Below are 12,068 nucleotides of genomic sequence, written 5' to 3' on the forward strand. Positions count from 1 at the left end.
CTAGGGTTTACACAACAAACCCGCAAGCCCTTTCTACACTGAAATCAATCTTTTTCAGGTTTCACAGTCCTCTCTCTGTGATCTGCCGTGAATCCCCCTATTTTTATGGCCCTGCAACGGACGGCCCCTTAACAACTTTTCTGATAAACCGGAAAGTTCACCACTCATTTTGCGATGTTGGTGAGTTTTTTGGCTGTTACTTGGAGTGAATCATTCACTTCTGCCCGGGTCGGAGGTCCATTCCCCGGGATTCTTGCGAGTCGCATCCCCAAAACCCCTTCATTTTGGTCAATTGGGTCTGTCTCATCTGGAACAAGAGGGTGCCGGCGGACCATCTACCTCTTCAGCACACGATCCGTAATGTCTTGAGGTACTATATAGAGAGGCACTCTATGGAACTCTCCGTCAGCGAAACCACCTTGCCTCGACTGGAAGACTTATATGGTTCCGGAGCAAAGCCTCGCACAACATTTGGGCTACCAGGTGATCTGAGGTAAAATGAGCTACGCTCGACCGTGAATTGAAGTCACGGTCGAGCGATGTTCGCAGTGTCCCTAAAACCTTGGTGTCGCCCTATGGTGATTAGGGCCTAGGGATATAGTGCCACCTGCATCATTTATTTGGTCTAACCCTTGCCGCGCTTTTGTCCGCAAAGGCTGCAAGACGTGCGCGCGCAGCAGGTTGGGTATTCACTACGCCTGCAACAACGGATTCGGCATATGCAGCATCCATGGCTGACATGTTCTGCATGTGGCTCACTGCTGAACAGATCGCAAAGTTCGACAAGGGTAGGTTTTGGGCAGTTTTACGGGCTATATCCATAGCCACATCAAAACTTGATCCTTCTACAATGTACTGCGCAAGGCCAAGGTCCACCGCCTCTTGGCCTTGATAAACCCGACCCGTTAGCATCATGTCGATCATGCGGGACTTGCCCACCAGATCCGTAACCCGGATTGTAGCCCCCCCACCTGTGAACAAGCCTCGCTGCCCTTCAGGTAGTGCAAAATACGCGGTTTGATCCATGACACGAATATGGGCCGAACTGGCCAATTCTAGCCCCCCACCCACAACAGCGCCCTGAAGGGCTGCGATAACTGGAACCCCGCCATACTCCATCTTATTGAAGGCTTCGTGCCAACGCAGGCAAACATGCATAAAGTCCGCTGGGCTTCGGTCTTCGTCATGATGTTCAACCAGATCAAGGCCAGCGCAAAAGTGGTCCCCTGCCCCCGCCAACACAACTGCACGCACACCCGCACGTGGGGCCGTTGAGAAAAACTCAACCAGCTCTTCTATCGTATCGATATCAAGTGCGTTGCGTTTGGCAGGACGGTTTAGGCTTACGACCCAAACGCCGTCGTCATGCTCTACTAGTGCTAGGTTAGTATAACGTGCAGTGTCGATTGTAAGAGCCATGTGCGCATCTCCGCATGATTTTTGAATTTCCGTTGGAGATTTGGTCTTCTATTTATCAAAGAACCGCAAGGTTCCGTTTGCGCAAACTGCGCGCGTTTCGTTCCCCTTCACCAATCCGACTGCTTTAGGGACCCGCTAACGTGCAACTAATGTTCCATCAACATCCCTAACTCCAAGGAGCCCCTTAGAACAGCGGCAACGCATATTAGTCTGAGATGTAGCCCCCCTGACTATTCCTTCGGTCGGATAAGACGGCTATGGCAAGAGACGCCGTTTCGACATATCACGCGGGCACTTCCAATGTGGGGAGCAGCATTCCCTGCTTTCCATGTATCCATGACAGAGTACTATACTCTACAAACTGTTTTCTGCGTTGCTGACGTAGGGGGCTGAATACGATGATGCAAATGCATCGTTAGGCATTTAGCACCCCACTGTGAGAAATTTGCGCGAGGAACCCAATACCTAGGGTTTCTAACGACAATTCCCTTGCTGTTTGCTAACGGTGTTTTTTCTTAGAGCGGCTATCGTTCGCTCATTCGCTCTGACCTGAAAGTCCTTCCAATGAACATGCTCAAGATCGTCGCCGTGCCCATGCACAAAGAAGGCCGCAAATTTGTCGCGATTTTTGCTGCCATCGCTGCAGTCCTTTACTTTGTTTGGACACCACTGTTCTGGCTTGGGGTCGGCGCGACGGTTTGGTGCTATTACTTTTTCCGCGACCCAGTTCGCATCATTCCCCAACAAAAGGGGCTGGTTATGTCCCCCGCTGATGGCATCGTTTCGCTGATCGAAGACGTGGTTCCGCCCACTGATCTAGGTTTGGGCGACGCGCCCCTAACCCGCGTGTCGGTATTTATGAATGTCTTTAACTGCCACGTGAACCGTGCACCCATCGCAGGCAAGGTCACTCATGTCGTTTATCACCATGGTAAATTTCTGAATGCCTCACTGGATAAAGCGAGCGAGCACAACGAACGCAATGGCATTACCATTCAGGATAGTGATGGCGTCAGCATCGGTGTAGTGCAGATCGCCGGCCTTGTCGCGCGGCGGATCGTTTGTTTTGTCAAAGAAGGAAGCGAAATAAAGACGGGCCACCGCTTTGGTTTGATACGCTTTGGGAGCCGTTTGGACGTGTATCTCCCACAAGGAGTGGCGCCGATGGTATCCGTTGGTACAACTGCCGTAGCCGGAGAGACCGTGCTGGCTGATTTTACAAACCCAGACCCCAAACTTGTTGGCCTACCAGAATGACGAACACCCCAAAGATCAAGCTGCGCCATATCGTACCCAGTATGGTCACCGTCTTTGGCATTTGCGCAGGGATGAGCTCAATAAGGATGGGTTTGGAGGGCCGCTTGGAAGAGGCGCTCTATTTCATCCTTATTGCTGTATTTCTCGATGCCGCTGATGGAAAACTTGCGCGGTTTCTAAACACTGCCAGTCCATTTGGTGCCGAGCTTGATACATTGGCTGACTTCTTCAACTTTGGCATCGTGCCGGGTGTGCTGCTGTATAGTACGCTCTATATCGGTACCGAATTTGATAACTTGGGCTTCTTGGCCTCCTTGGTTCTAGCCGTTTGCTGTGCGCTTCGATTGGCGCGGTTTAGCTTATCCAAACAGGCTGATGACATCAGCCTTACAAAAGATGACCACTTTGTCGGCGTACCAGCACCTGCACTGGCCTGTCTGGCCTTGATGCCTATCTTTATGCACCTTTACGGATGGCAGGATACAGATCTCCCGATCGCCCGCGCAGTCTATATTATCGGCGTCGGTTTATTAGCGATCAGCACGATACCAACAGTGTCCATAAAACATGCGAGTATCAAACGCGCGCATCTGCCATTTGCAGTTATATTGGCGGTAATTTTGGTAGTCAGTTTGATCGTCTACCCTTGGCCGACTTTGATTTTAGGAAACTGTCTCTACCTGTTGTCCTTACCCTTTTCCTATCTATCCCAACGCAAACACATCAAAGCACACAACGAAACACATCCGCATTCCAGTGATTGAAGGGCGGACGACAGCCCCTAATTTGAGCCAGACAAGGGGCAAACTTCAGGTATCATGCGGCGCAGAGCAAAGGCCTCACGTCAGGCATCATTATTACCCCGATATCGATCAATTCGTGGTGTTTTCCAGCAATACAGCGAGGAATGCTTCCGCCCCTATGGTAACCTTCTTTCCCTTCGGCCAGGGCAGGCATAATAAATTTTCTGCAAATATCGTGCTCGGAGAAGAAGCGTTTTTCCATTTCCACCACCCTATAAGTATCTGAGCGCGTTAATGGAGAACGTCAGGGGTGCAACCGTCTTCTGCGATCAAAACACACGTACCGGATCGCCATCGCAGGAAACGGTCGCATCGAACTTCATTGTCGCGAAGGTGCGAGCTATTCTGCAAGACAAAGAGCATTCGATAACTTTTACTGCCAGCATCTGATTGAGCTTCTTCAGCAAACCGTTCCGAAATGGTGCGAGGCGCTGAACGTTGACCCCGCCTGAAACCCACATCCAGCGCATGCGGACGAAATGGGGAAGTTGCAATCCGAGAACCGGGCGCATCATGGTCAACTTAGAATTAGCAAAGAAACCACTTCGATGCGTAGAATACATCATTGCGCATGAATTGGTTCATCTTCGAATGCGCCACCACAGCGCAGAGCTTATGGCGTTGTTGGAAACTGTGATACCTGACTGGTACACCACAAAGATATCCTCAATTCTCTGCCTTTTGAACATGACAAGTGAACATATTGAACGGGATATTTTCCCACGCTTGGAAATGCGCCTCGTTGTGCTCGTTCACGCGCAGCCCTTCAAAGGCGGGATGCATGCAATGGGTTTCTATTTCGGGCTGGTCTTCGATTTTTTGGACAAAGTGGCAACGCCACGCCAAGCGAGAGCCAAAGGCTGTTAGATTCCGCCCAAGGCTTTTTTTCTCATCGGGAGACAATTGCGAACGGCGTTTGACAATAGATTGCGCAACCTCCCGAACAGAAAGGGTGCCCCATGCAAGGTGGGCAGAAAGGCGTGAGCAATAGAACTCTGATAAGTCTGGTGCCGAGATGTGGTAAAGATAGTGGCGGGATCGGTGATTTAGGAAGCTGCGTAAGTCAGCGACTGCATTTTTTCTACCGCCCTTTTGGACTTTGCCAATGGGTATGTTGCCAAACATAGTGTCGTCTTTTTTTGGCAAGATATCCGATCGGCAGATTGACAGTGGCATAAGGGAGTTTGGCTTTGGCAGTATCTTCTCTGCCATGCGGGTATTCCTGATTTTGGACCAACCATTGCGACTGCGCAGTTTGCGTACAACGCCGTTTGAGGGGGACTCGTGTAGCAAGATATCGTTGGTCGAGCACAGATTTTGAACTGCGATATCACGCTCGTATGTCCACAGGTTTCCGGTTTCTTCATAAGAGTAAACGTCGCTTACTTGATGATCCAAATGAAGGTTTTTGATAATCTCGCAAGCATTACCAACCTTTATGATTAGGGGTTGGCCTAGGTCTAACAAGGCGATGTTCAGATCGACAAGGCAATCGTGAATGAAATGCCAATGGCGGCGGGATGCAAAGGGCTGTTCCCAATACTCAGGTTCAACAATGTAGAGGGGTAACCGTGCCAGACACTTGGATGTTGTTCCATCCAGCCTTTGAAATAACTGCGCCAAATTACCTCTTGGACGAATTTCATCGAGGCAGAGAGGCTATGGTGGGCAAGCGTTTGGGTGAGGACTTCTTCTTGGGTGATCAGCCTATGTTTAATCCACGGCGACAATGACGATACCGAGCTGCGATTGGTCGGGCCGTAATCATAATTTCGCTGATCCGCGTAATGCACGCCTGTATGGGGGATGGATTTGTTCAACCGCGCAATGCCTGCCTGCCGTGTTGGTTCAAATACGATTGTCTCTGATTTGTGTTGGGCCTCTGGAAACATGTCTGGTATGGTCATGAAGTTGGAGTACCTTTTGTACTATCTGGTGAACTCGTGTTGCGTGACCGACGGCAGCGTTCGGAACAAAAACGCACCTCGTCCCAGACCTTTGCCCACTTCTTGCGCCAAGTGAACGGCCGCCCACAGGTCGAGCAGGTTTTCTGCGGCAGGTTAGACTTTTTCATCTGTATCTATCGCTGTGAAGAAGCGGCGGGTGTCGTCTTGCACTGCTTGGCGCTTTTCATCACTCATTCGATCCAGGCTTTTATACATGAACCCCATGCGTGGGTTGCCCCGCAGCTTGCCATCATTACGGCCGATGAAGTCCCAATAAAGGTAATTGAATGGACAGGCCGTTGGGCCATTTTTAACGGTAGGTTTGTATTTGCACGACCCGCAGTAGTTGGACATTTTATTGATGTAGGCACCACTGGCCGCGTAGGGCTTGGACGCCAATTGTCCGCCATCGGCAAACAAAACCATACCGGTGACATTGGGCAGTTCGACCCACTCATAGGCATCGGCATAAACCAACAGATACCAGTTGTTAACTTCATCAGGATCGAGACCCGCGATCAATGCAAAGTTGCCTAGAACCATCAATCGTTGGATATGGTGTGCGTAAGCGTTCTGTTTCGTTTCAGTGATGCATTGCCGCATACAGTTCATCTGCGTCTCTGCCGTCCAATAGAAATCTGGCAAGGGTCGCGTGGCCTCAAGGAAATTTGTAGATTTGTAGTCGGGCATTTTGAGCCAATAGATACCGCGTACATATTCCCGCCATCCAAGGATTTGGCGGATAAATCCCTCGACCGCGTTTAGCGGCGCTGTGCCTTTGTGAAAAGCGGCTTCCGCCCTTTCCACGCACTCCAGTGGGGTCAACAGACCACAATTTAGGTAGAACCCGATATGGCTGTGATACATCCAGGGTTCGTTCTGGATCATCGCATCTTGGTAATCGCCAAACAGATTCAATCGTTTGGCAATGAACTCATCCAACGCTTCTAACGCTTGGTCCCGTGTAACGGCAAAATGGAAGGGCAATAAATCGCCGAAATGATCTGGAAAGTGGGCCTCAACAAGCGCAATAACCTCTTGAGTGATGTCATCTGGCTGAGCGTGGTAGGTATCAGGGATTTCTAATCCTGACTTGGGTGGTTTGCGGTTTTCTGAATCGTAATTCCACTGACCACCGCGGGGACCATCCTGATCCATTAATATCGAATGTTTCCGACGCATTTCGCGGTAGAAATACTCCATTCGCAATTGCTTGCGGCCCTCGGCCCAGTCGGCGAACTCAGTGGGTGTGCAAAGGAAGCGATTATCGTCTTTGATGGTTACAGGCAAATCGAGTTTGGCTGACCAGCCAGCCATTTCTGTTTGTAGTCTGTATTCGCCTGGGGCGGTCAAGACAACTTCGGAAATCGCATTCTGCGCAATGATACGTGCCACTTCACCAAACAAGGATCCGGTGTTGTTTGGATCATCATATTTGACGTAGCGGATGTTAAGCCCTTTGCCAGATAGGCCTTCCGCAAAATGGCGCATTGCTGAGAACACGAAGGCGATCTTTTTCTTATGGTGTTTCACATAGGTCGCTTCACTGCGGACCTCACACATCAAGAGTAGATCGTTTTGCGGGTCGAGATCGGTAAGACTGGATAGGGTCAAGCTTAGCTGATCACCAAGTATCAAGCGCAGTTTCATAAGCGGTTCCATTCTGTCGATCAAGGGTGAAAACCTGATTAATCAAAATACGTAATTTGGGCGGAGGGTGGTTTCATAACTGAGAATTGGCGCGCGAAGATGCAAAATCAATAGACTATTGGTTTTAACTATTCATGAGGTGGGTCTTGTTGGTGATTTTTTGCAAACAACGGCCCCAAGTGCGGGTCAATCACTGTTTGCCACAAGTGCAGGTCAGCGCGGTTTGTGCATCAATACTAAGCTTTGCTTATTTCGCAAAGCCGACATTGGCTGCAATGCAGAAAATGAGTAAAGTGGGCTCGGAACTGCCGTTCGCCGCGATGGGCACGAACGGCTGCTAACCCAAACGAAGCTTAGACCAGATGAGCGATTTGCCTTTCAATTGAGAGGCTGGTTTTCTTGGCAGACACAGAACTGTTTGCAGAGGAGAAAACAATGACAAGCACAGTTTACGTTGGCCTTGATGTCCATGCAGAGACCATCGCCGTTGCAACGGCGGATGATGGTCGCAACGGTGAGATCAGGTTTTATGGGACAATCAGGAATACCGCGGATTCGATCCTGCGCCTAACCAAACGATTGTCGAGCGGGAACACGACACCGGCTTTTTGCTATGAAGCTGGGCCCTGCGGCTATGGAATTCATCGGCTCTTAACAAAGCTTGGATTTGAATGCGCAGTGGTGGCCCCAACTATGATCCCGCGTAAGGTGGGTGATCGTGTCAAAACAGATCGCCGGGATGCGGAGATGCTGGCCCGGCTTTGGCGCGCGGGTGAATTGACCGCTATCTGGACACCAGACGAAGAACATGAGGCGATGCGGGATCTGATCCGGACCCGCAAACAAGCGATGTCAGCTCTAAAAGTTGCTAAACAGCAGTTGCTCAGCTTTCTGTTACGGCATGGTTTGCGCTTTGACAGACCTACCCGATGGACAAAGATCCACTGGCGCTGGATTAACGAATTGCGCAAGTTCCGATATCCGTACCAGCAACTTGCCTTCGAAGAATTGAAGCGCGCCATCCGGCAGATCGACGAACGTGTAGCGACTTTGGATCAAGCCATAGCAGACACCGTAGCAGCATGGCGATTTGGGCCTGTCGTTGACGCACTGCGTGCGTTGCGGGGTGACCTTCAATTGCTCAGGTAATGAGACACCCAGTTCGAGGACGGCAATTGAGACAGTGAGACTGGAATCCTTGGAAGCACCCTTCAAACCACTGACGCTCGCGGCCATTGCAACGAGACAAGGTCATAGAAACCCTTTCAATCAGGAAGATGGCCTGAGGTCAGACAATCGAAGTAAAAGGCGGTGAACTGAACACCCGGAATTTGAAGACGCAAAAGAAACCATGTCTATATTTAGGCCTCCAAGACGAGCGAGCGCTGGATAGTGATCGCAACTTGAGCTTGCGAAATCTTCACCCCATTTCCAACAATACTGTGCCCATAATTGCAGCGCTACAGATAGCGTCCTTGCAACTTAACCGGATCCCGAGTGGAATTTGGCCGTAACTTGATCACGATCCACACTTCCCAACCACCAGCTCAAGATATTGAGAGATAAGGTTCGCAATATGTTCGTGCACGTTCTCGATCAAGACGAAAATTTTAACCGGTACGGGGCCATTCAGAGCTGCGGCGCTTCAAGCCCACCTTTTCTGTAGTCTCTGGGTCATGCCTGGCAGAGACATGCGAAGAATATCAAGATATGGTAAGGGCAATGTGCCAGATATCTATATATTGATTGATGCTCATCTTCGCGGGATATTCACCCCGATTCCGAGACAACTTTACCCCGATTTACAGCAGCCTAATGTGTCCAAGCACCACGGCGACCCGTCGCAAAATTTTCTCCGTAGCCACCCATCCGAATGTTTGGCTTCCGGCGGTGCGGTTCTTGAATTTGGGCATCAATGCCGTGTTCGGACGCGTAAGCGACAGCGAGTTCTTTTGTCGCGAACTCCAGCTTAACTTGGCTCTGTGTGTCGGAGGATGAGGTCCATCCCATCAGAGGATCAACTTCGCGGGCCTCGGAAGGGGCAAATTCAAGAACCCACTTATGAGTCTTTGCCGTGCCTGACGACATGGCAGTACGGGCTGGCTGATAGATTCGCGCGCGCATAGTTTCTCTCCGTCTGATGTATGTCAGGATATGGCATGACCACGCATTTGGTTCAAGAGCGCGCTCTCCTGACAGTTTATGACATCTGAACGCCTTCTATACCTTGATACCCTGACAAAACATGACACCTATAGGGAACGTAACCCGGAGACTGCCCAGATGCCCTACGCGCAAACAGACAAAAGCGAAGCGACCCCTGAGTTTTTAGCCAACGCCGCTCCGGATGTGCGTAGCCGTCCCAAGCTGGAAGGCGGCAAGGCATTTGTCCTTGAAACCGAGTTTGAGCCAGCCGGCGACCAGCCAACAGCCATTGCGGAATTGTCTGAAGGCATTCGCAATGGTGAACGTAATCAGGTTCTCTTGGGTGCCACGGGGACCGGTAAGACGTTTACCATCGCGAAGATGATTGAGGAAACTCAACGCCCTGCGATCATCCTTGCGCCAAACAAGACACTGGCCGCCCAGCTCTATGGTGAGTTTAAGGGTTTTTTCCCAAGCAATGCGGTTGAGTATTTTGTCAGCTTTTATGACTACTACCAGCCCGAAGCCTATGTTGCCCGTTCAGATACTTTCATCGAAAAAGAATCGCAGATCAACGAACAGATTGACCGCATGCGCCACTCGGCCACGCGGGCGTTGTTAGAGCGGGATGATGTCATCATCGTAGCATCAGTGTCTTGCATCTACGGTATAGGCTCGGTCGAGACATATGGCGCGATGACCCAGGATTTGAAGGTAGGTAGCTCGTATGACCAACGACAGGTGATCGCAGATCTGGTTGCACAAGCCTACAAGCGAAACGATGCGGCGTTCCAGCGCGGCACCTTCCGTGTACGTGGTGATAGCCTTGAGATTTTCCCAGCCCACCTTGATGATCGCGCTTGGCGGCTGTCGTTCTTTGGTGAAGAGCTAGAGAGCATCACAGAATTTGATCCCCTAACTGGTGAAAAAACCGACACCATGGAGCAAGTTCGCGTTTACGCCAACTCACACTATGTGACCCCAAAACCCACCATGAACCAAGCCATCATTGGCATCAAAAAGGAACTACGCACGCGGTTGGACCAGCTTGTTGGCGGCAGTAAGCTATTAGAGGCGCAACGGCTGGAGCAGCGCACCAACTTTGATTTGGAAATGCTAGAAGCGACGGGTGTTTGCAACGGGATTGAAAACTATTCACGCTACCTCACGGGCCGTGCGCCAGGTGAGCCGCCCCCCACCCTATTCGAATTCATCCCCGACAATGCAATTGTCTTTGCAGATGAAAGTCACGTTAGCGTGCCGCAAATCGGCGGCATGTATAAAGGTGACTTTAGGCGCAAGATGACACTGGCTGAACACGGCTTCCGCTTACCGTCCTGTATGGACAACCGCCCCCTCAAATTTGAGGAATGGGACGCGATGCGCCCGCAGTCGGTATTTGTTTCTGCGACACCCGCCTCATGGGAAATGGAGCAAACAGGCGGCGTATTTACAGAACAAATCATTCGCCCCACAGGTTTGGTTGATCCTCAGATCGAAATCCGCCCTGTTGAGATGCAGGTCGATGATCTGTTGGACGAGGTGCGCAAAGTAACCGCCGATGGAATGCGCACGCTGTGCACGACGCTGACAAAACGCATGGCAGAAGACCTGACCGAATACATGCACGAACAGGGCATCCGCGTGCGCTACATGCACTCGGACATCGACACAATCGAGCGGATCGAAATCCTACGCGATCTGCGTTTGGGGGCCTTTGACGTGTTGATCGGGATCAACCTGTTGCGTGAAGGTTTGGATATTCCTGAATGTGGGCTTGTCGCGATTTTGGACGCCGACAAAGAGGGTTTCTTGCGTTCAGAGACCTCCCTTGTGCAGACCATCGGCCGCGCCGCGCGTAACGCCGAAGGCCGCGTCATTATGTATGCTGACAAGATCACTGGCTCAATGGAACGCGCGATAGGCGAAACTGACCGCCGGCGCGCCAGGCAAGAGGCCTATAATGAAAAGCACGGCATCACGCCGACAACTGTCAAAAAGAACGTCGAGGACATTCTCGCGGGTCTTTATAAAGGCGACACTGATCAATCTCGCGTCACAGCAAAGATCGACAGTCCTTTGGCAGGCGGGAATTTGCAATCGGTCCTTGAAGGTTTGCGCACAGACATGCGCAAAGCAGCCGAGAACCTTGAGTTTGAGGAGGCCGCCCGCTTGCGGGACGAAGTCAAGCGTTTGGAAGCTGTCGACCTCACCATCGCAGATGATCCGATGGCGCGGCAATATGCCGTTGATAAAGCCGTCGACGACGCCAAAACCAAATCGGGTCGCAGCACAATGGGCCGAGGTGGAATGCGCGGCGGCGTTAAGCGGCGCGGCCGTTAAAAACTAAAGTGGCGCGGGTCTAAGTTTCTTTGATAAACTTACCCGCGCGCCTTTTCCAATTGAACCAGTCACAAGCCAACCGCTGCGCAGCGATGGGTGATCTACGCGCCATCCCCTAAAACGATCATTACTCACAATCTGTATCCGGCCCTGTGTACAGGCATCCAGCAACAATGCGTCAGCTTGTGTTCCCCGCGGCGTGACCCGCACCTGCACCAATTCGCTTAGGCGCTTTAAATCTGCGTCTCTAACATGGCGATGAATACTGTTGTCAAAATAGAGAACAGGCGCAAACCGCCGTGCGATTAACGCACGCGCCACCAACATTGGTATGATCGCATCTACCTGACCTCCGCGCCAAAACAGCACATTACTTCCATCCACCAATATCGAATTTGTCACGCCGCCTCCTCACACAAAAATCAACGATATGAACCTATTCGCCCTGCCATCACTGCTGGCATCTTCTCGCGCTAACTCTTCTCTGCTGTACGTTAGTAACTCT

At 51.1% G+C, this 12,068-nt stretch carries 12 protein-coding genes and 2 pseudogenes; 5 read left to right on the forward strand and 9 right to left on the reverse strand.

What is annotated here, in order from left to right; genetic code table 11:
- Positions 1-612: 612 nt before the first annotated feature.
- Positions 613-1,419, reverse strand: a complete 807-nt coding sequence (locus V7775_RS19415) for a crotonase/enoyl-CoA hydratase family protein (protein WP_335753580.1) — start codon at positions 1,417-1,419, stop codon at positions 613-615.
- A 564-nt stretch (positions 1,420-1,983) separates the two neighbouring features.
- On the opposite strand from V7775_RS19415, the gene V7775_RS19420 reads away from it, so the two are divergent.
- Positions 1,984-2,676 carry a phosphatidylserine decarboxylase gene (locus V7775_RS19420; RefSeq protein WP_335753581.1) on the forward strand — a complete coding sequence of 231 codons (693 nt, stop codon included), beginning with the start codon at positions 1,984-1,986 and terminating at the stop codon, positions 2,674-2,676.
- Positions 2,673-3,440: a CDP-alcohol phosphatidyltransferase family protein gene (locus V7775_RS19425; protein ID WP_335753582.1), complete on the forward strand. Its 768-nt coding sequence runs from the start codon at positions 2,673-2,675 to the stop codon at positions 3,438-3,440. The genes V7775_RS19420 and V7775_RS19425 overlap by 4 nt, the downstream gene beginning before the upstream one ends.
- Before the next feature lie 52 nt (positions 3,441-3,492).
- On the opposite strand, the gene V7775_RS19430 is transcribed toward V7775_RS19425, so the two are convergent.
- Entirely contained in the window at positions 3,493-3,681 is a 189-nt protein-coding gene (locus V7775_RS19430) for a hypothetical protein (RefSeq protein WP_335753583.1), read from the reverse strand.
- Positions 3,682-3,917: 236 nt separating this feature from the next.
- On the opposite strand from V7775_RS19430, the pseudogene V7775_RS24880 reads away from it, so the two are divergent.
- Positions 3,918-4,124 (forward strand): annotated as a pseudogene (locus V7775_RS24880) (M48 metallopeptidase family protein); the annotation flags it as partial.
- A gap of 21 nt (positions 4,125-4,145) precedes the next feature.
- Here V7775_RS24880 and V7775_RS19435 read toward each other — a convergent pair.
- From V7775_RS19435 to V7775_RS19450, 5 genes and pseudogenes are all read right to left on the reverse strand, one after another.
- Entirely contained in the window at positions 4,146-4,691 is a 546-nt protein-coding gene (locus V7775_RS19435) for a hypothetical protein (RefSeq protein ID WP_335753688.1), read from the reverse strand.
- Positions 4,692-4,799: 108 nt separating this feature from the next.
- A pseudogene (locus V7775_RS19440) lies at positions 4,800-5,057 on the reverse strand (deoxyribodipyrimidine photo-lyase); the annotation flags it as partial.
- Positions 4,955-5,386, reverse strand: coding sequence for a hypothetical protein (locus V7775_RS19445; RefSeq protein WP_335753584.1), 432 nt, complete (start codon positions 5,384-5,386; stop codon positions 4,955-4,957). The gene V7775_RS19445 and the pseudogene V7775_RS19440, both read right to left, overlap by 103 nt.
- The gene (locus V7775_RS24885) at positions 5,383-5,553 is read right to left on the reverse strand and encodes a DUF2256 domain-containing protein (RefSeq protein ID WP_443070148.1); all 171 of its coding nucleotides are present in this window, start codon (positions 5,551-5,553) and stop codon (positions 5,383-5,385) included. The genes V7775_RS19445 and V7775_RS24885 overlap by 4 nt, the downstream gene beginning before the upstream one ends.
- Entirely contained in the window at positions 5,540-7,075 is a 1,536-nt protein-coding gene (locus tag V7775_RS19450) for a cryptochrome/photolyase family protein (RefSeq protein WP_335753585.1), read from the reverse strand. Before V7775_RS19450 ends, V7775_RS24885 begins: the two co-directional genes overlap by 14 nt.
- Positions 7,076-7,510: 435 nt before the next feature.
- On the opposite strand from V7775_RS19450, the gene V7775_RS19455 reads away from it, so the two are divergent.
- Complete coding sequence (locus V7775_RS19455; protein WP_335753586.1) at positions 7,511-8,224, forward strand: IS110 family transposase; 714 nt, start codon at positions 7,511-7,513, stop codon at positions 8,222-8,224.
- 663 nt (positions 8,225-8,887) lie between these two features.
- Here V7775_RS19455 and V7775_RS19460 read toward each other — a convergent pair.
- Positions 8,888-9,199 (reverse strand): ETC complex I subunit, encoded by a 312-nt coding sequence (locus tag V7775_RS19460; protein ID WP_335753587.1) that lies wholly within the window; start codon positions 9,197-9,199, stop codon positions 8,888-8,890.
- Positions 9,200-9,358: 159 nt separating this feature from the next.
- Here V7775_RS19460 and uvrB point away from each other — a divergent pair, with 159 nt between their 5' ends.
- The gene (gene uvrB / locus V7775_RS19465; RefSeq protein WP_335753679.1) at positions 9,359-11,563 is read left to right on the forward strand and encodes an excinuclease ABC subunit UvrB; all 2,205 of its coding nucleotides are present in this window, start codon (positions 9,359-9,361) and stop codon (positions 11,561-11,563) included.
- 3 nt (positions 11,564-11,566) lie between these two features.
- On the opposite strand, the gene V7775_RS19470 is transcribed toward uvrB, so the two are convergent.
- Positions 11,567-11,965, reverse strand: a complete 399-nt coding sequence (locus V7775_RS19470) for an NYN domain-containing protein (RefSeq protein ID WP_335753588.1) — start codon at positions 11,963-11,965, stop codon at positions 11,567-11,569.
- Between the last annotated feature and the right edge of the window lie 103 nt (positions 11,966-12,068).

Origin of the sequence: Sulfitobacter sp., from assembly GCF_036960155.1 — a bacterium.
Classification (GTDB): domain Bacteria; phylum Pseudomonadota; class Alphaproteobacteria; order Rhodobacterales; family Rhodobacteraceae; genus Sulfitobacter.

Bases quoted from the DNA above. Each gene is read 5' to 3' on its own strand.
- V7775_RS19415 (WP_335753580.1), bottom strand. From the start codon at position 1,419: ATGGCTCTTACAATCGACACTGCACGTTATACTAACCTAGCACTAGTA.
- V7775_RS19420 (WP_335753581.1), top strand. From the start codon at position 1,984: ATGAACATGCTCAAGATCGTCGCCGTGCCCATGCACAAAGAAGGCCGC.
- V7775_RS19425 (WP_335753582.1), top strand. From the start codon at position 2,673: ATGACGAACACCCCAAAGATCAAGCTGCGCCATATCGTACCCAGTATG.
- V7775_RS19430 (WP_335753583.1), bottom strand. From the start codon at position 3,681: ATGGAAAAACGCTTCTTCTCCGAGCACGATATTTGCAGAAAATTTATT.
- V7775_RS19435 (WP_335753688.1), bottom strand. From the start codon at position 4,691: ATGGCAGAGAAGATACTGCCAAAGCCAAACTCCCTTATGCCACTGTCA.
- V7775_RS19445 (WP_335753584.1), bottom strand. From the start codon at position 5,386: ATGACCATACCAGACATGTTTCCAGAGGCCCAACACAAATCAGAGACA.
- V7775_RS24885 (WP_443070148.1), bottom strand. From the start codon at position 5,553: ATGAAAAAGTCTAACCTGCCGCAGAAAACCTGCTCGACCTGTGGGCGG.
- V7775_RS19450 (WP_335753585.1), bottom strand. From the start codon at position 7,075: ATGAAACTGCGCTTGATACTTGGTGATCAGCTAAGCTTGACCCTATCC.
- V7775_RS19455 (WP_335753586.1), top strand. From the start codon at position 7,511: ATGACAAGCACAGTTTACGTTGGCCTTGATGTCCATGCAGAGACCATC.
- V7775_RS19460 (WP_335753587.1), bottom strand. From the start codon at position 9,199: ATGCGCGCGCGAATCTATCAGCCAGCCCGTACTGCCATGTCGTCAGGC.
- uvrB (WP_335753679.1), top strand. From the start codon at position 9,359: ATGCCCTACGCGCAAACAGACAAAAGCGAAGCGACCCCTGAGTTTTTA.